16 protein-coding genes and 1 CRISPR repeat array are annotated in these 17,832 nt (G+C 62.9%); of the genes, 6 read left to right on the top strand and 10 right to left on the bottom strand.

What is annotated here, in order from left to right:
* Nucleotides 1-38 precede the first annotated feature (38 nt).
* Complete coding sequence (locus WD767_13830) at nucleotides 39-2,189, bottom strand: CoA transferase (GenBank protein MEX2617171.1); 2,151 nt, start codon at nucleotides 2,187-2,189, stop codon at nucleotides 39-41.
* On the opposite strand from WD767_13830, the gene WD767_13825 reads away from it, so the two are divergent.
* From WD767_13825 to WD767_13810, 4 genes are all read left to right on the top strand, one after another.
* Nucleotides 2,188-3,540 (top strand): serine hydrolase domain-containing protein, encoded by a 1,353-nt coding sequence (locus tag WD767_13825; GenBank protein MEX2617170.1) that lies wholly within the window; start codon nucleotides 2,188-2,190, stop codon nucleotides 3,538-3,540. The two genes, WD767_13830 and WD767_13825, sit on opposite strands and share 2 nt — an antisense overlap.
* Nucleotides 3,541-3,552: 12 nt before the next feature.
* On the top strand, nucleotides 3,553-4,566 hold the full coding sequence (locus WD767_13820) for a 2-dehydropantoate 2-reductase N-terminal domain-containing protein (GenBank protein MEX2617169.1): 1,014 nt from the start codon (nucleotides 3,553-3,555) through the stop codon (nucleotides 4,564-4,566).
* Nucleotides 4,567-4,575: 9 nt separating this feature from the next.
* Complete coding sequence (locus WD767_13815; GenBank protein ID MEX2617168.1) at nucleotides 4,576-6,111, top strand: carboxylesterase/lipase family protein; 1,536 nt, start codon at nucleotides 4,576-4,578, stop codon at nucleotides 6,109-6,111.
* A gap of 296 nt (nucleotides 6,112-6,407) precedes the next feature.
* Nucleotides 6,408-6,608: a hypothetical protein gene (locus WD767_13810; protein ID MEX2617167.1), complete on the top strand. Its 201-nt coding sequence runs from the start codon at nucleotides 6,408-6,410 to the stop codon at nucleotides 6,606-6,608.
* A 31-nt stretch (nucleotides 6,609-6,639) separates the two neighbouring features.
* Here WD767_13810 and WD767_13805 read toward each other — a convergent pair whose 3' ends face one another.
* From WD767_13805 to cas9, 8 genes are all read right to left on the bottom strand, one after another.
* Nucleotides 6,640-6,813 (bottom strand): DUF3012 domain-containing protein, encoded by a 174-nt coding sequence (locus WD767_13805; protein MEX2617166.1) that lies wholly within the window; start codon nucleotides 6,811-6,813, stop codon nucleotides 6,640-6,642.
* Nucleotides 6,814-6,895: 82 nt separating this feature from the next.
* Nucleotides 6,896-7,249 (bottom strand): DUF1428 domain-containing protein, encoded by a 354-nt coding sequence (locus WD767_13800; protein MEX2617165.1) that lies wholly within the window; start codon nucleotides 7,247-7,249, stop codon nucleotides 6,896-6,898.
* A 64-nt stretch (nucleotides 7,250-7,313) separates the two neighbouring features.
* Nucleotides 7,314-7,787: a VOC family protein gene (locus tag WD767_13795; GenBank protein ID MEX2617164.1), complete on the bottom strand. Its 474-nt coding sequence runs from the start codon at nucleotides 7,785-7,787 to the stop codon at nucleotides 7,314-7,316.
* Nucleotides 7,788-7,818: 31 nt separating this feature from the next.
* On the bottom strand, nucleotides 7,819-8,301 hold the full coding sequence (locus tag WD767_13790) for an SRPBCC family protein (protein ID MEX2617163.1): 483 nt from the start codon (nucleotides 8,299-8,301) through the stop codon (nucleotides 7,819-7,821).
* Complete coding sequence (locus WD767_13785; protein ID MEX2617162.1) at nucleotides 8,298-8,921, bottom strand: TetR/AcrR family transcriptional regulator; 624 nt, start codon at nucleotides 8,919-8,921, stop codon at nucleotides 8,298-8,300. Before WD767_13785 ends, WD767_13790 begins: the two co-directional genes overlap by 4 nt.
* 76 nt (nucleotides 8,922-8,997) lie before the next feature.
* A CRISPR array of direct repeats spans nucleotides 8,998-10,677; the repeat unit is 36 nt; unit sequence GTTGCGGTTTGACCTCGTTTCCCCATCGGCTAAACT.
* A gap of 71 nt (nucleotides 10,678-10,748) precedes the next feature.
* A complete protein-coding gene (gene cas2, locus WD767_13780; GenBank protein ID MEX2617161.1) occupies nucleotides 10,749-11,078 on the bottom strand; it encodes a CRISPR-associated endonuclease Cas2 in 330 nt (109 codons plus the stop codon).
* A complete protein-coding gene (gene cas1, locus WD767_13775) occupies nucleotides 11,079-11,999 on the bottom strand; it encodes a type II CRISPR-associated endonuclease Cas1 (GenBank protein ID MEX2617160.1) in 921 nt (306 codons plus the stop codon). It abuts the gene before it with no gap.
* Nucleotides 11,996-15,085, bottom strand: a complete 3,090-nt coding sequence (cas9, locus tag WD767_13770) for a type II CRISPR RNA-guided endonuclease Cas9 (protein ID MEX2617159.1) — start codon at nucleotides 15,083-15,085, stop codon at nucleotides 11,996-11,998. Before cas9 ends, cas1 begins: the two co-directional genes overlap by 4 nt.
* 446 nt (nucleotides 15,086-15,531) lie before the next feature.
* On the opposite strand from cas9, the gene WD767_13765 reads away from it, so the two are divergent.
* Complete coding sequence (locus WD767_13765) at nucleotides 15,532-16,629, top strand: 3-deoxy-7-phosphoheptulonate synthase (GenBank protein ID MEX2617158.1); 1,098 nt, start codon at nucleotides 15,532-15,534, stop codon at nucleotides 16,627-16,629.
* A 40-nt stretch (nucleotides 16,630-16,669) separates the two neighbouring features.
* On the opposite strand, the gene WD767_13760 is transcribed toward WD767_13765, so the two are convergent.
* On the bottom strand, nucleotides 16,670-17,164 hold the full coding sequence (locus tag WD767_13760) for a response regulator (protein MEX2617157.1): 495 nt from the start codon (nucleotides 17,162-17,164) through the stop codon (nucleotides 16,670-16,672).
* A 254-nt stretch (nucleotides 17,165-17,418) separates the two neighbouring features.
* Between WD767_13760 and mscL the strand changes: the two genes are divergently transcribed.
* A complete protein-coding gene (gene mscL, locus WD767_13755; GenBank protein ID MEX2617156.1) occupies nucleotides 17,419-17,820 on the top strand; it encodes a large-conductance mechanosensitive channel protein MscL in 402 nt (133 codons plus the stop codon).
* Nucleotides 17,821-17,832: the final 12 nt, after the last annotated feature.

The following is a 17,832-nucleotide window of genomic DNA, read 5'->3' as shown; positions in this document are numbered from 1 at the left end:
CGCCGGTTTCATGACCGTGTCGGGCCCGGATAGACGGTTCAGCCAAAGGCGCCGGTCGTCCGCAATGCGTTGATTTCGGTGTCGTCAAGTCCCAGCACGTCGCGCAGCACCGAATCGGTATCCGCGCCCAGCGCCGGCGCCGGCCCGGTCCGCCGGCCGAAGCTGGCCCGCCAGGGCAGGCCCGGCAGCATTCCGGCATCCGTCTGTTCCCAGAATCCCCTGGCCTTCAGGTGATCGCTGTCGAACAGGTCGCGCGATGTCGCAACGGTGGATGCCGCGATTCCGGCGGCGGTAAGCTGTGCTGCGGCGTCGGCCGATTTGCGCGCCGACGTCCATGCGTCGATGACGGGATCGAATTGCGCGCATAACCGCTGCCGGTCCGCAAAGCCGGACTTCCGGTAAGCGGCAAGCCCTGGAACGATCCGGCACATGTCCCGCCATTGTTCATCGTTATTCACCGCGAGCCCGAGCCAGGCATCCTCGCCCAGCGCCGGATAGACACCGTGCGGCGCATGGTCTGCCGAACTATTCCCGCCCGGCTTTACCCGTTCGCCAAGCTGCGTCGCGAGCAGCGGTTCAGCCATCGTCCACAGCATGGCTTCGATCATCGAAAAATCGATGCGGCAGCCGATGCCTGACTTGCGCCGTCGCCAGATCGCCGCCGCGACAATAAAGGCGAGCTTCAGCCCGCACATCGGGTCCAGCCAGGCGAACCCGATTCGCGGAGTCACGCCGGGATGCGCGTTCAGCCCCGCGAATCCGGCATAGCATTGCAGCAGCGTGCCATAGGCGACCTTGCGCGATTCCGGCCCGGTCCGTCCCAGCCCCGATGCGGACAGATAGATCAGCGCCGGGTTCTTCGCCCGCAGTTCCTCTGCGCCCAGCCCGAAGCGTTCCATGACGCCGGTGCCGAAATTTTCCACCAGAACGTCGCATTTGGCCGCCAGGTCGCGCGCGACCCGGCGGCCGTCTTCCGATTTCAGGTCGAGCGTGATGGCGCGCTTGCCCTGGCCCAGCACCGTGTGCAGTTCCGACGCCCGTCCCGGATCGCCCTTGCCAGGGGCCTCCACCTTGATGACCTCCGCACCCATCGCCGCCAGATAGCGCGTTGCCGTCGGCCCGGCGATGACCCAGCTGAAATCCAGCACGCGGATTCCGGCGAGCGGCATGCGGTGACTGGCGGTCGGTTGCGCGTCGCCGCCCGCGTCGTCCCCTGAAATGCCGAACGCGCTGCCGGGCGCCCGGACGGATTTACCGTCGATTTCGAGGGACCGGAAAAATCCGCGCTGCGCCAGCTGTTCCGAATCCAGCTGTTCATGCGGTTCCTGCAGGGGGAAGCTGGGCACATGGGCGTTCTGCGCCGCATCGGCGATCCGGCGCTTGGCGTGTTTGCGGCTCCAGTCGCACAGCAACGGATACAGCGCATCCCAATTGGCGACCCGGTCTGGTTTCGTCGCAAACCTTGGATCGTCAGCCCAGTCCGGATTGCCCATGACCGTCAGCCATCCGGTCCATTGATGGTTCTCGCGCGGCGAGATGGCGACATAGCCGTCGCTGGCGGGCAGGATGGTGACGGTCGCGCCGTTGCCGTCGGCAAGCCGTCTGCGCTGCCAGCTTCCCCTGCCCAGCCCGGCCCGGACCATTTCGGTCATCGCCAGCGTGGCCAGCGCCTCCTGGGTGGAGACGTCGATGGTGCGGTCGCTGTCGCCGGACAGCAGGGCGTGCATCCCGGCACAGGCGGCAGCGAGTCCGCCTATAAATGCGGACTGACGCCCGGTGGGACGGATCGGCGCCTCGCCCAGATCGTCCACCTGACCGGTGAGCAGATAGGCAATGCCGCTGGCGCAGAACAGGGTCAGGTCGCTGGCCGGGCAATCCGCCAGCGGTCCGGTCTGCCCGAACGGGCCGATCAGCACGACAACCGCATCGGGGGCGTGCGCGCGCAGCGAGGCCTCATCCCAACCTTTCTCAAGCAATTCCTTCGGCGCGCCCTCGCACACGATCAGCGCCGCCGCGACCAGTGACCCGACCGGTTGTTTGCCGTCATCCAGCCAGCGGCACAGTGGCGTTGCCTGCCCTGCGGACAGCGTCTGAACGCGCGCGCCCAGATCCGCCAGAATCCTGCCGCAGACGGCGGCGCCCGGTCCGGGGCCGACCTGCAGCACCCGAAGCCCATTGAGTAACGGCATGGTTGAAATCATCCTTAAGGTCTTGCACGATCCGGCCCGGCAACGCATTGTCGCCCGACCGATGGGCGCCTGTTCCGCGCCCGTTTCACGCCATTTTTCCACACGACCGACGAGGGGACAATCCATGCTGGTGCGCACCGAACCGAATACCGTGGGAATGTCGGCCGAGCGGCTGCGACGGATCGATGGCTGGATGCAGGGCTATGTCGATTCGGGCCGGCTGCCGGGCTGCCTCACGGCGGTGACGCGCAAGGGCCGGATTGCCTATCTGGGTTGCGCCGGCATGGCCGACCCGCAATCCGGCAGGCCAGTCGCCGAGGATACGGTGTTCCGCATTTTTTCAATGACCAAGCCGATCGTCACCGCCGCCGCGATGACGTTTTACGAGGAAGGCCGATTCCAGCTCGACGATCCGATCACGCGCTTCCTGCCGGAATTCAGGGACACGCCGGTGCATGTTTCGGGCGAAGGCGATGCAATGAAAACCGAACCGGTCGCAACGCCGGTCAAGGTCTGGCAGTTGATGACCCATACGTCGGGCCTTGTCTATGGCGACCGGACGGCCAGCCCCGTCGGCACGCTGTACCAGCAGGCCGGCGCGAATTTTTCCAGACGGAACGACGCCGTTCTGGCGGATGTGGTGCGTCTGGTCGCCGCCATACCGTTGCACGCGCAGCCGGGAACAAGCTGGGAATACAGCGTCGCGACCGACGTGCTGGGCCGGATGGTCGAAGTGCTGGGCGGCAAGCCGCTGAACGAGATATTGCAGGAGCGGATTTTCGGCCCGCTGGGCATGGATGAAACCGCATTCCAGGTGCGCACGGACCAGCTGCCGCGCCTGGCCGCGCTGTTCAATGCGAAGAACGGCGGTACCGAACAGATCGATCCGGCGGATCAGGGTTCGTCGTGGGCGCGGCCGGTCACGCTGTTTTCCGGCGGCGGCGGACTGGTGTCGACCGTTGGCGATTACCTTCGCTTTGCCGAGGCGATGCGCCGCAAGGGCGAACTGGACGGCGCGCGTATCCTCGGCCGCCGGACGGTGGAGCTGATGGCCCTGAACCACCTGCCCGGCAATGTGGACCTGACAGCAATGGGCCAGCCGGTGTTCAGCGAAACAAGTTTTGACGGAATCGGATTCGGGCTCGGTTTTTCGGTGGTCATGGATTCGGCGGCGACCAAGGGTGCGTGTTCGGTTGGCGAGCTTGCCTGGGGCGGGGCTGCATCGACCGCCTTCTGGATCGATCCGGTGGAGGAAGTCTCCGTCGTCTTCATGACCCAGGTGATGCCGTCATCATCCTATCCGATCAGGCGCGAACTGCGCGCGCTGGTCTACCAGTCGCTGGTCGACTGAGGCCCGCCGGTCATGCGACTCATCATATACGGTGCGGGCGGGATCGGCTGCGTTCTGGGCGCCGAACTGTTCGAGCGCGGCCATGACGTGGTGCTTATCGCGCGCGGCGCGCATCTGCACGCGATTCAGACCACCGGGCTGCACTACGAAACGCCGCATCGCGCCGTGACGCTGAAGGTTCCGGCCGTCGGTCACCCGACCGAGGTCGATTTCCGCGATGGCGATGTCGTGCTGATGACGATGAAGTCGCAGCACACGCTGGATGCGCTGGAGGAACTGTACAAGGTTGCGGGCGACCGGATTCCCGTCATCAGCGGCCAGAACGGCGTGCGCAACGAAGCCATGGCGCTGCGCCGCTTTGCCCATGTCTATGGCATGCTCGTGCATCTGCCGGCGGATTTCCTGGAGCCGGGGATCGTGCTGATGCATTCGTTGCGGACGCTGGGCATCATGGATATGGGCTGTTATCCGCGCGGCGTGGACGATTGCGTCGTCGATGTCATGGCGGCGCTGACCGATATCGGATGCAGCGCCGAACCTGTCGCGGAGATCATGCGCTGGAAATACGCGAAGCTGGTTTTCAACCTGAACAATGCGCTGGCCGCCGTCTGCCCGCGGGGCAGCAATATGGGGGCGATCCGCGACCGGTTGCGGCGGGAAGGCCAAACGGTACTCGCCGCCGCCGGTATCGACTACGCCACTGAAGCGGAAGTCGATGCCCGCCACGGCGACCTGCTGGAGAACGGCAAGATTCGCGGTATCGGGCGGTCCGGCACGTCGACCCTGCAAAGCCTGAAACGCGGCAACACGGATTCGGAAGTCGATTACATCAATGGCGAAATCGTCCAGCTGGGACGGCTGCACGGTATTGCGACGCCGGCAAACCTGGTCCTGCAACGCCTGGCCAACGGGCTGGCCCGGGGCGAGGGCGAACCCAATGCGATGCCGCCGGATGCGCTTTCGGCGCTGATCGACCGGGCGGCGGCGGAGGTGACGCCGCAATGGTTCCGGCGGCGGGACCGGTGAGGATGATGCATGGCTGACCGGATACCGGATGCGCCCCTGCACGCGCAGGGGCCGGTTCGCGTTACGAACGGGTTGCTGGCGGGGCGCGCCGCGCCCGAAGACGATGGCGTCTCCACCTTCAGGAACATTCCCTTTGCCGCGCCGCCGGTTGGCGCAAGGCGCTGGCGGCCGCCGGTTCCGGCGCCGGACTGGGGCGGGGTGCGGGATGCGACGGCATATGCGCCCGCCTGCCTGCAGCCGGTTGGCGACGGCCTCGCGATGTTCGGACCACCGAAGGACGCTGCCCTGTCGGAAGACTGCCTGTACCTGAATGTCTGGACCCCGGCGCATTCCGCGGGCGAGAAGCTGCCGGTGATGGTCTGGATCCATGGCGGGGCCTTCCGGGTCGGTGCGCCGGACAACCCGATGTATAACGCGGTGAACCTGTCGAAGGCCGGCGTTGTCGTGGTGACCTTCAACTACCGGCTCAACGTGCTGGGCGGTTTCGCCCACCCGGCGCTGACGGCGGCGTCCGGGCATAATGCGTCCGGCAATTATGCGCTGATGGACCAGATCGCGGCGCTGCGCTGGGTCCGTAAAAACATAGCCGGGTTCGGCGGCGATGCGGGGAACGTCACGGTGTTCGGCGAATCGGCCGGCAGCCGCGGCGTCGCCGTCCTGCTGGCGTCGCCGCTGACCGAGGGGCTGTTCGACCGCGGCATCTGCCAGAGCGGCGCGCTGCGCGATGTCAGCCTGCCGCTGGCGGCGCGCGAGGCGATGGGGCTGGAGATCGCGGCGAGGCTGGGTTGCGATTCGGCGGACGATCCGCTGGCGGCGCTGCGGGCGAAACCCTGGCAGGAACTCTGCGACGCGGTGGCGCTGGACAACAATCCCATCGTCGATGGCTGGGTCATTCCGGACGATCCGCGCCGGCTCTATGCGGCGGGGAAGATCCACAAAGTGCCGATGATCACCGGCATCAATGCCGATGAAGGCACGATGTTCACGCAGATGGAAGCGGATCGCTTCGACACGCTGGACAAATACCGTGCGTATCTGGCGCATAAATTCGGCGATGAAGCCGACGCCATCTTCGATCAGTATCCGGCGGCAAGCGACGCGGAGGCGCCGGCCGCCATCGCCCGCCTGTCGACCGATCAGCGCATGGCCCTGCCCGCGCGCAGCCATGCCCGGCTGCTGTCACGGGCCGGGGTTCCGAACTGGTCCTATTTCTTTACCCGCGTGCCGCCGTGGCGCGGCGGCAGGAAGATGGGCGCGCATCACGGCGCGGAGATTCCGTATATCTTCGGCAGCGGCGTCAAATGCGGCCAGTTCGGCCCTTATCCGAACGCGGCGAACCGCAAGCTGTCCGAAACGATGATCGGCTACTGGACGAATTTTGCCGCCAGGGGCGACCCCAACGGGCCGGGCTTGCCGCACTGGCCGGGCTTCGAGCCTGAAACAGGTCCCTATATGGAACTGGGCGATAAAATCATGCCGGGAACGGATTTGTTAAAACCGAAGCTCGATTTCCTTGAATCGCTGCGCACCGACAGGACGGTCTGACAGCCATCATCATTAAATGTGGGCTTTCAACAAGATCGATCAGATTCACGTGATTGTTGGGTCGCCATAGGCGATTCCAACAAACCACGATCTGATCTGGCACGGGCAGCGCCGGAAATTTTACGTGCCGATTAACATCGGTTAACATCGATTAACATTCCTATACATGGCCCCTATCCAGCCGGCAGCGCGGGGTGTCGGCGCGGAAACAAGGAATATAATACTATTTATTTCCGTATCAAGGGGCGACCGCTAAAAATAACCGCGGCGATTCACCAAGACGGCGCGGTATTCCCATGAGCGTCACCCTGACCTGGCGGGGCCCGATCGGGCCGGGGCTGTTTCCGGCGGATCCGCTGATTTTCGATTCGCTGTGCAGCGCCGGCGTCTACCTGCGGATCAAGACCTATACGGACGACCGGATTGTCGCCTATGACGGGCAATCGGTCGCGCTGCTGGCCCGGTTCGACCAGCATCTTTCCGCCATGCTGGCGTAAACCGCGCCGAAGCACGGCAAGCGTTGTCCCCTTAGGGCAATACGCAGTGCTGGGCGAAATCGGTGGCTTCCCGGGCGGTCCAGTCCATCCTGTCCTTTTCCTTCATCTTCTCGCACCAGGCGGCGCTGCCCACTTCGGGCGAACAGGCGCTGGCGGCCGACAGGGCGAGCAGTGCGACAAGGGCTTTCAGCACGGGTCTTTTCATTGCGGGATTCTCCGGTTGGGTGACAACAGGCCCCTCCATATCACCAATCCGCGGCGGCAAGAACAGCTTCGTGAACGCGCCGTCACCCGTCGAGCATGACCTCGAACCCGCCGAAGATCATCCGTTTGCCGTCGAACGGCATGGATTCCATCATGTGCTCCAGGCGCGGATCGGCCATGATCTTCGCATTGCCGGCGTCGCGGGCCTCCCGTGACGGCCAGACAACCCAGGAGAAGACGACGGTTTCGTCCGCATGGCACTTCACCGCCATGGGAAAGGACGTGACCTCGCCATCGGGAACATCGTCGCCCCAGCATTCCACGACATTCAGCGCCCCGTGTTCGCGGAAAATCGCCATCGCCATTTCCGCCAGCGCCCGGTACGCTTCCCTGTTTTTCCGGGGCACGGGAAGCACGAACCCGTCGATATACGTCATTTTCATTCTCCTTCATGCGCCGCGACAAGCGGCCAAAGGTCTTGCGACAGCCGGCGTCGCCATGTCAGCCCTGCGGGACGAACCGGGCGACGGCGTCCTGAATCTCCGCCGCGCTCACATCGCGCACATGGGTGGCGACGGACCAGCGGTGGCCGAACGGGTCCTCGACCACGCCGTAGCGGTCGCCCCAGAACATGTCCTCGACCGGCATCACCACGGTCGCGCCGGCGGCGACCGCCCGCGCAAAGACCGCGTCCACATCCTCGACGAACAGGTGGATGGTCACCGGCGTTCCGTTGAGCGCCTTCGGGCCGATGGCGCCGCAGCCCCGCATTTCATCCATCAGCATGACGGAGCAGCCGCAGATCGTCACGCTGGCATGCAGCAGCGTACCGTCCGGCGCCGGCACGCGGGCCATTTCCACGGCGCCGAAGGCCTGTTTGTAGAAATCGATAGCGGCCGCCGCGCCGGCGCAGACGAGATGCGGCGACAGGGCGCTCATGCCATGCGGCGGGTCGGGTCGGATCGGTTCGGTCATGATCGTGTGTCCTTTCCTTCGTTTATCGTCGTCAGAGCGTAGCGGCGATCTGTTGCAACTGGTCGGCGGCCTTGCCCCAGCCTTCATGGAAGCCCATTTTTTCATGCGCCTCGCGGTCGGCGACCGTCCAGTGGCGGGCGCGCGCGGTATAGCGCGTGCCGCCGGCTTCGTCCGCGAAGGTGACGATCGACGTCATGAACGGCTTTTCAGACGGCTCCCAGGCGGAAATATAGGCATCGGTCATCACAAGCTTCTCGCACGGCGCCACTTCCAGATAGACGCCGGGATTGGGGAATTCCTCCCCTTCCGGGCTGCGCATGGTGACGCAGCAGGCGCCGCCGGGCCGGACATCCAGTTCCGCCCGGACCGTCGTCCAGGGATGCGGCGTGAACCACCGGGTCAGCAGCGCCGGTTCGGTCCAGCAGCGCCACAGCGCCGGCCGGGGAACGGGAATGATGCGGGTCAGCACCAGGTCGCGGTTCGTATCGGTATTGCCGTCGGATTCGGCGGTCATGACACTTGCTCCTTGTCGCCAGGGTTGGTGAAAAGCATTTCGACATAGCGGCGCAGGTGATCGACGCTTTCGGCGGCGACGGCGGGGCCGCTTCGCGCCTTGGCGAGGATGAAGGCGCCCTGCAGCACCGCCTGCGTGTGCAGCGCCAGGCTGGCCGCCGTCCAGTCCGCCTTGACGCCGCGCGCCGCCATGGCCGCGGCGATATCCGCCTCCAGGGTTTTCGCATGGGCGCTGATGCAGCGGTCGCAGGCGTCGCGGATCGCGGGGTGGCTGTCATGGGTTTCCTGCAGCAACGTGCCCACAAGGCAGGTGAATTCCGGCACCGCCCCCTGCAGGATCGCCCGGCGGAAATCGATATAGCCGAGCACCCGGTCCAGCGGATCGGCATGGTCGTGATACGGCGCCGCGGCGAAGAAGGCGCCGGTAACCGCCGACCAGTGATCCGCCGCCGCCACGCCCAGCGCTTCCTTGCTGGCGAAATGGTGAAAGAACGCGCCCTTCGTCACCCCGGCGGCGGCACAGAGGTCATCCACCGTCGTCGCGGCATAGCCCTTCGCGCGGATCACGCAAAGCGCCGCATCGAGAATTCTGGTTTTCGCATCGCCCTGTCGCCCGGCCATCGCCCTTCCCTCTTTCGCCGGAAACATACCAACCGGTCGGTATGTTGTCAATTCCGATTCTCCCCCCCCCCCATGGTTTGCGGTTTGACCTCGTTTCCCCATCGGCTAAACTCCGTTCCGGCAGCGCCTTGCCGAAGATATGGTTGCGGTTTGACCTCGTTTCCCCATCGGCTAAACTTCAGGGCGCGGCCACCGCCAGCGGCGATCAGTTGCGGTTTGACCTCGTTTCCCCATCGGCTAAACTTCTATTATCTAAAGAGAATCCAGCCCAGCCGTTGCGGTTTGACCTCGTTTCCCCATCGGCTAAACTTCTCGCGCCCGTCTCGATTGACGTGACACCGTTGCGGTTTGACCTCGTTTCCCCATCGGCTAAACTGACCTATGCCATCAGGTTGCGCACCGAAGGGTTGCGGTTTGACCTCGTTTCCCCATCGGCTAAACTTCAAACAGCGACGGATGTGTACCCTCTGGAGTTGCGGTTTGACCTCGTTTCCCCATCGGCTAAACTGAAGCGTCACCGCAACGCGTCGGCAATTCCGTTGCGGTTTGACCTCGTTTCCCCATCGGCTAAACTGCTTCACATCTTGCGCAAGCGCCCATGTGAGTTGCGGTTTGACCTCGTTTCCCCATCGGCTAAACTGCCGCCTGCGCCACAAGACGATTGATCGCGTTGCGGTTTGACCTCGTTTCCCCATCGGCTAAACTAATTCATGCGGCATGGCCGCGACCCGATCAGTTGCGGTTTGACCTCGTTTCCCCATCGGCTAAACTTGGCCAGTGTGACGATCGAATGCCTGCCCTGTTGCGGTTTGACCTCGTTTCCCCATCGGCTAAACTAAGACCAACGGCACAATGAAGGCGGTTGGGTTGCGGTTTGACCTCGTTTCCCCATCGGCTAAACTTCGAAATTCCTTTGTTTCGACCTTGTCCTTGTTGCGGTTTGACCTCGTTTCCCCATCGGCTAAACTGATATGAAAGCATGGCTTCCGCCGCAAATGGTTGCGGTTTGACCTCGTTTCCCCATCGGCTAAACTCGCGTTCGGATCGCAACAGGCCCGCTCGCGTTGCGGTTTGACCTCGTTTCCCCATCGGCTAAACTACGATTTCTGTGTATCGTGTGCCGCCGCGTTGCGGTTTGACCTCGTTTCCCCATCGGCTAAACTAACACCTGGACACGTTCAACAAGACAACCAGTTGCGGTTTGACCTCGTTTCCCCATCGGCTAAACTTTTCCGTCTCGAACAGGCGCGCGCGCATTGGTTGCGGTTTGACCTCGTTTCCCCATCGGCTAAACTGGTGCCGCGCCAGCGTCGTCTTGCCTGTTCGTTGCGGTTTGACCTCGTTTCCCCATCGGCTAAACTCCATCGATCAGGGCGCGCATGACAATTGTCGTTGCGGTTTGACCTCGTTTCCCCATCGGCTAAACTGTAACCAAAAGACTATCCATCCAGCCTGGGTTGCGGTTTGACCTCGTTTCCCCATCGGCTAAACTCGCATCGGGTGATGCTTAGCCGGGTAGCCCGTTGCGGTTTGACCTCGTTTCCCCATCGGCTAAACTCACCGTCGCAACCTTAGCGACGAACTGCGAGTTGCGGTTTGACCTCGTTTCCCCATCGGCTAAACTATATCACGGTGACGCTCATCATCCAGCCGCGTTGCGGTTTGACCTCGTTTCCCCATCGGCTAAACTCCTGCCCTGATCGTCGAAACCGGGTCATACGTTGCGGTTTGACCTCGTTTCCCCATCGGCTAAACTACAAACCCTTCTAATGCCCTGTTTTCAGGGCATTTTTTTGCGGCTGCATTTCGGTAAATCCGACCGAAGGATTACAGCAAAAGGTACTGACCGGGATTTTTGCGTTCGGGTTCCTGTTTTCGTCCATCGAAGTTCACGATGTTTTCGTATTGCCGGTCGGTAAAACCGAGAATCGTGACCTTGCCGGTCCGGGGCAGATTCCTGCGAATCCGTTTGGTATGGGCTTCCACCTGTTCCTTGCCGGAACAGAATCGCAGATAAACGGAAAACTGGGCCATCTCGAATCCCTGATCCAACAGGAAATTGCGGAAACCCGACGCCGCCTTGCGTTCGGGTTTGGTCAGAACCGGCAGATCGAAAAGTACCATCATCCACATCAGCCGGTACCCGCTCAGCGCCATTTATCGCACCCGCCCCAGCCATGCCGCGTCCAGCGGTTGCGGCGATAGCGGCAGGTCCAGGCTGCCGGTCCCATCGACGCAGGCCCTCGCCACGGACGTGGCCAGACGCTCGATACAGGTCGCCAGCGGCGTCGTGCCGCGCGGTGACCGCATGTCCACGGACGTCACTGCAGCAAGAACAGCCTTCACCTCCGGGGTCAGTTCGTCGTTGCCGTCGGCAATCAGGCGGAATACCGCCAGATCGATCAGCGGGCGAAACGGTTCCATCAGGTCCGAAGCGAGGCAGAGCGGGTCGGTCCGGGTCCGATGATGCAACCCGAGAGACGGATGCAGTCCCGCCGCGGCCACGGATCGCGCGGTCATCGACCGCAGGATTGTATAGCCGTAATTCAGCAATGCATTGGCGCCTGGCGCGCTACGGTCCCGTCTGAAATCCGGTCCCATCAGCAACGGCCAATAGCGCCGGGCCGCCTGGGCTTCGATGTTTTCCGGATCGCCGGAGCGAACCTTTCGTCCCAGCGCGGCAATGCCGCCTGACGGTTTTCCGGCGATGTCCAGAACCGCCGCCTGTTGCGCAACCTTGGCGACCACGAGTCCCTGCCACAGCCGCTTCGCCAGCGGTTTGCCGATTACAGATTGCGCCAGCATGTTTGCCGTTTGCGCGTGGTGTCCGGCGACCGGCCATAACCATGCGGCGGGCGACTGGTTTGTCCCGCACAGCACCATCGCGACGCCACGGTCGGCGAGCGCGAGCAGCAGGTTATGCGAATAGGATAACCCATGCCCGTTCGCTACGAGTACGCCGATATCGTCCAGCGGAATACGGGCGATTTCGCTGCCTTCCGACCGGACCAGCATGAAGCCGCGCAAGAGCGAAAGGTGCCGGTCGTCGCCGGCTATTTCCACCACCCGCCCGATCATTGCCGGTTTCCGGGATCGTACACCCGGCCGAGTATATCGACCGCCAGGGGGCTGGCGTTCAGTTTACGCAACCCTTCGGGTGAGCGGGTCAGGTACTGGAAGGGATCCTCGTCCACCGGCGCGGCATCGCGCTGTTTCAGTGGGCCGCCTTCCTGGTGTTCCGCAAGGACGATCTGACCCGGACTGAACTTGACGACCCGCATGACCCGGCGGCCGTCGTCACCGTCGATCCCCACGAGGTCGTCCTTGCGCAATCGCATGATTCGCGAAGCGCCATCCGGCAGCGGCGTGCGCCCTTTCGTATTGGCATCGAACGTGCTGAGCACGTCGCCCCGCCAGCCGCCGCCGGAAACGGCAAAAATGTCGTAACAGTAATTGCTGTCTCCCTTGTACGCCTTGTAGGGTTTGCCCTCCCTGTCGCAAATCGGGATAACGGACAGCTTTTCACAGATACGAACCCGGCGAACGCCCTCCCGTTCGGAAAATCGGGCGAGGCTGTCACCCAGGGAAATGCCTGCCGCCGCATCCGCCGCGACGGTCGCTTCTATCCGGTCGCGCAGCGCGTTGTCGCGGATCGCGGACAATTCCTTGACGGATTTGAAACTGCCCAGCGGCTTGCGGTGAACGACTGTCCGCGCGCCACGGGTATCGGGTTCCGATACAAGGCCGTAGGCGGTATCGTTGTGCAATCGCCCCTGTTTGCCGTGATCCGGTCGGTGCGAGACGACGAGCCGGTCCAGCACCGAACCAAGCTGCGCGCGGAACCCGTCCCAGGGATCGGGCATATCTTCGAGGATACGCGAAACACCCGATTCTTCCGCCCGTGCCGCCGCGCGGGCGATACGATTGAGCATACCGCGATCGGTCATGGCGACCACCGCCGCATCGATGGCGTGGTGCCGGTGATCGGTCCGGTTCTTGCGGTTATGGTCCGATAACAGGCTGTTCAGCCCCCATTTTCCGCGCAGCATCGCCGTCATTCTGCCGGGAATTGCGACAACCCTGTCCGGGTCGCAAACAGCCGTCAGGTATTCGCGGGCGATCCGTGAAATGTATTGGGTATCGGTCAGGTGGCGATCCAGAAACCCCGCGTCGAGGTTTTCCATTGCGTCCGGCGCAAATCGCCACCGCTTGTTCTTTGGCAATTCCCACGCCCTCGCGGCAACGCCGCTCCAGTCGTAGCCGTCGGGACTGTGGCCGAACGCGGCGAAAGGCGCTTTATTGCCCTTGTCCCGATTGGCCCGGCGCAGGCAAACGGTCTTGTTGGCGGCGCTGTTATCGAGGGTTTTCGAAAACGGCAGGATATGCTCGATTTCCACATCGTCGCTAAGCAGGCGTCGAATTGAAATCTGTTCACCCGTATATACGCAGCGCCGATCCTGTGGCGGGCCGAGTTCCTCCCACAGGCGCAGTTTCAATCTATTCTCGCCGGTATCCGGCTGCCCGCATTCCGCCAGCCGGAGGCGGCGCTCATCGTTCCGGCGCTGGTTTTCCGCCTGTTCCCGTTCGATATCGCGCTGTTTCTCAATGCTGTTCTTGAGGTCGCGCGCCAGTTCGATATGAATCTCCGTCGGATGGCCGTACACGTCGATGATCGCATTTACCAGGCGCCGAATCTGGTTCAGCCCGATGTGGACAGTGGGATTGGCAATCCTGCCGATGCGCTTTTCCGGCATGTCGCCCGGCTCTCCCGTGCCGAACGCGACATGCCTTTCGAGCCGTTCGCCATAATACGACAGGCGGTCGTGTCTTTCGCCGTCGCGGAAATCGGAATGATGATCGAACCCCGCATCGCGCACTGCATCGCTGTAGACAACCACATCCCGTTCGAGCGCGGGCACCACACGCGCCAACGCCGAACGCCCCAGCCGCGAATGTCCGTCCGGCAGTCGCGCACCGGCAATCCTTTCGGCGGTCTGCGCATCCACGCCTGTTCTTTCGCACAGCCATGCGATCAGCCGCGTCTCGTCCTCTTCGACCAGGAGCCGCTCGACAATTTCGGTTTGCGTTTCCAGATCCCGGGCACGCCAGTAGGGACCGAACAGGTTCTTTCGGGACAGGACACAGGACGTAAGGTCACCGTCGAGGTGTTGGCGCTTGCCGGACTCCGTGTTGAAAACCGTGTCGCCGGCAAACCCGAGCAATCGCCGGATTCCCGTGAACGTGACTTTCTGTTTTTGCAGTAGCGCAAGAACGACCTTGTCCCTTTCTTCCCGGCACAGCGGCCGCGTCATTTCACCAGGGCCGAACGAGACACGCAGATGGTTCACTTCTTCAAGAATGCGCCGACGTTGCGCCAGCGGCAGGGCCGCAGGCGCGCGTTCCTCCGTCGGAATCAGGGTGCATTTTCCCGGTCGCACCGGTTTCAGGGGGCGCTGGAACAGCAGGATGCCCTTGAGTTCGTCACGCCATTGCGGCGAAAGCTCTTCCGGATGATATTGCGCCTGACTTTCCCACAATGCGTCGAATTCAGCTTCAACCATGTCCCTTTGCGGATAAAATTCGTAAACAGCCTGCGCGCCGGCGCCGCTCATCCGCACCCGGACCGGGTCATGCAATTCATGGCGCATCGCAAGAAACTCGCCCAAGGTGCGGGCGCCGGTATCCTGCAGAAGATCGCGCAGCCTGTCGCCACCGGTACGGACCTTCCCCGACTCCGCGTCATCCGTCTTGTCGATTCGGAGATTGCTTCGAAATCCCCGCCGCTGGTTTAAATGAAACAGCGCCCGCCCCAGTTCGAACAACGCCACCCGCTCGTCAAGGCACCGCAGGCGCAGCATATAGGGGTCAAGCCGCTCAAGCGTTTTTCTCGCGGCTTCGTCCTCCGGCATGAGCCCGGCGCGTATCAGCGCGTTCATGAATTTGTCGCGTCTTTGCAGATACCGGTCCCGCTGCCGACGCATCTGGCGTGCCTGCCTGCGGGCCACAGCCAGTGAAGTCCGGTCCTTGGGATTGCGTCCGTCGGAAAATATCCTGACGCCGGCATCGCGAATTGAAGCAGGTTTGCCGCCCGTTTCCAGATCAACAATCGCCCACCCAATCGAATTCGCCCCGATATCGAGGCCCAACCTGAATTCCTGTGACATGACTGGATCTTTCATTGACAATCAGTTGTTGTCACTATTTAATGTTTTTAACGGATTTCGCGCAACCATTTAGCCGATGGGGAAACGTGGTCTTTCCGTTAACAAGTTCATCCGCTTCAGGGCGGCATGAGCACCAAATATGAGGCGGGCTCCGGCCCGTCTCTTTTTGATTCCTGTCCGGATTCCGGAAATGAACGGGACCTGCCGCGTTGCGCATTGTCCGGGGTGAAATCGTTGCGTGACAAACCGGTTCGGCTGTCCTATATCCATCATCATGAACACCGTAACCGCCACGTTTACCTTCTGGTACTTCAGCTATCCGATGCCATCGGCGGCGGCAGGGGTTCGTTCGATCTGAATTTCGATCAGGGACAGTCTCAAAACCGCCACGATGCTGGCGGTTTTTTTATGCCGCCGGCCTGGCCAGAACCAGGGAGATCCGGCACATGTTGGACCATACCGGCGCCATCGCCGCCACAATCGACACCACGGACGATATCCGCATCCGCGATATCACCGAACTGAACACGCCCGCCCAGATCATCGCCCAATACCCGCGCACCCCCCGGGCGACCGGAACGGTGACCGGGGCGCGGCGCGCGCTGCAGCAGATCCTGCACCGGCGCGACGACCGGCTGGCGGTCGTCATCGGCCCCTGCTCGATCCACGACCCGGCCGCCGCGATGGAATACGCCACCCGCCTGGCCGCCCTGCGCGGCCGGTTCGGCGATACGCTGGAGCTCGTCATGCGGGTCTATTTCTCCAAACCGCGCACCACCGTGGGCTGGAAGGGGCTGATCAACGACCCGAACCTTGACGGCAGTTTCGAGATCGAACGGGGGCTGCGCCTGGCGCGGCGGCTGCTGCTGGACATCAACAACCTGGGCCTGCCGGCCGGCTGCGAGTTCCTCGACATGACGATCCCGCAATACATCGCCGACCTGGTGTCCTGGGCCGCCATCGGCGCGCGCACGACGGAAAGCCAGGTGCACCGCGAACTGGCCTCCGGCCTGTCCTGCCCGGTCGGATTCAAGAACGGCACCGGCGGCGACGTGAAGATCGCCGTCGATGCCGCAAGCGCCGCCGCCCAGCCGCATCACTTCCTCGCGGTGACGAAGGACGGCCGTTCCGCCATCGCCACGACCACCGGTAATGAGGACTGCCACATCATCCTGCGCGGCGGCAAGGCGCCCAATTACGACGCGGCCAGCGTGGACGCCGCCTGCGCCGTGGCGCGGAAATCGGGCCTGGCAGCATCCGTGGTGATCGACGCCAGCCATGCGAACAGCGCCAAGAACCCGGAAAACCAGCCGGCCGTCATGGCCGATGTCGCCGCCCGGATCGCCGCCGGCGACGACCGCATTACCGGCGTCATGATCGAAAGCCACCTGGTCGGCGGACGGCAGGACCTCGTGCCCGGCAGGCCGCTGACCTACGGGCAGAGCATCACCGACGGCTGCATCGACTGGGACACCTCCGTCGCGGTGCTGGAAGGCCTGGCGGCGGCCGTCGCGCAGCGGCGCGGCATGCGCGCCGTCGCCTGACCGGAGGACGCGGCAATGACCGGCCGGGGAGCCGGACCGTTCAGCGGTCCGGGTCGTCCCCGCGCTGGTCCTCGCCGTAATAGTCCCGGTCGGCGCGCCGCCGGTCCGGACCGAAGTAATCCGACTCTTCGATAAAACTGCGCGGATGGCGCAGAATCGCGATGATCCGCGCCCGCAAATCCGCCATCGAAAACGGCTTGATGAGAAACTCGGTCACGCCGGCGTCGCGGGCCTCTGTCACCATTTCCCTGGTCGGCATCGCGGTCATCATCAGAATCGCGACATGGGAATTCCCGCTTTTCCCGGATGTCCGGATCGTCTTCGTCAGCGCAATACCGTCCGTCGGCGCCATGTCCCGTTCGGTAATTACGATGTCATAGGCGTTCGCGCGAAGTTCGCCAAACGCCCGCTCGGCGTCACCGACCGTATCGACCTTGGCGATACCGATCGATTTCAGAACATCCCGCGTCAGCGCGGACATGGCCCGGTCCGGGTCCACGACGAGGACCAAAAGCTGCGTCAGGTCGTTTGGCATACGGCGGATTTCCTCTCTGGTGGGCAGGGTACCGTGAATCCGCCTTAAAGAAAATCGTGATTCCGATTAACACGTGAATCTGCTTTTAATTTAAAGTGATAGAGCAGATTCACGCCTTTTATCTGACGCAATTATTGCGTCAGATAAAAGGCGATCTACTCTAGACTGCGCCGCAAGCGGCGGCGTCGCCGTCACCGTATTGCCCAGGCGGCAGGCGCCGTCCGGGGTCAGGCGATTTAACTGGGGACCAGAAGATGCTTAACGAATTCAAGAAATTTGCCATGCGTGGCAATGTGGTGGATCTGGCCGTCGGCTTCGTACTTGGCGGCGCGTTCGGCACAATCGTCAAGTCGCTGGTGAACGATATCATCATGCCGCCGATTGGACTGCTGCTGGGCGGCGTCGATTTTTCCGACCTGAAGATCGTCCTGAAAGACGGCGACGCGGTGGCGAATGTTCCCGAGGTCGCGATCAATTACGGGCTGTTCATCAACAGCGTCATCAGCTTCATGATCGTCGCCTGGGCCCTGTTCATAATTATCAGGGCCATGAATTCGCTGAAAAGGAAAGAAGAAGCCGCCCCCGCGGCGCCGGCCGCCCCGCCCAGGCAGGAAATCCTGCTGGAGGAAATCCGCGACCTTCTTGCCAGGCGCTGAGCACAGCGGGGG

This window comes from Alphaproteobacteria bacterium (assembly GCA_040905865.1).
In the GTDB taxonomy this organism is placed as follows: Bacteria; Pseudomonadota; Alphaproteobacteria; order UBA8366.
The sequence above is the reverse complement of the archived record's forward strand: the minus strand, read 5'-3'. Positions and strand labels throughout refer to the sequence as shown.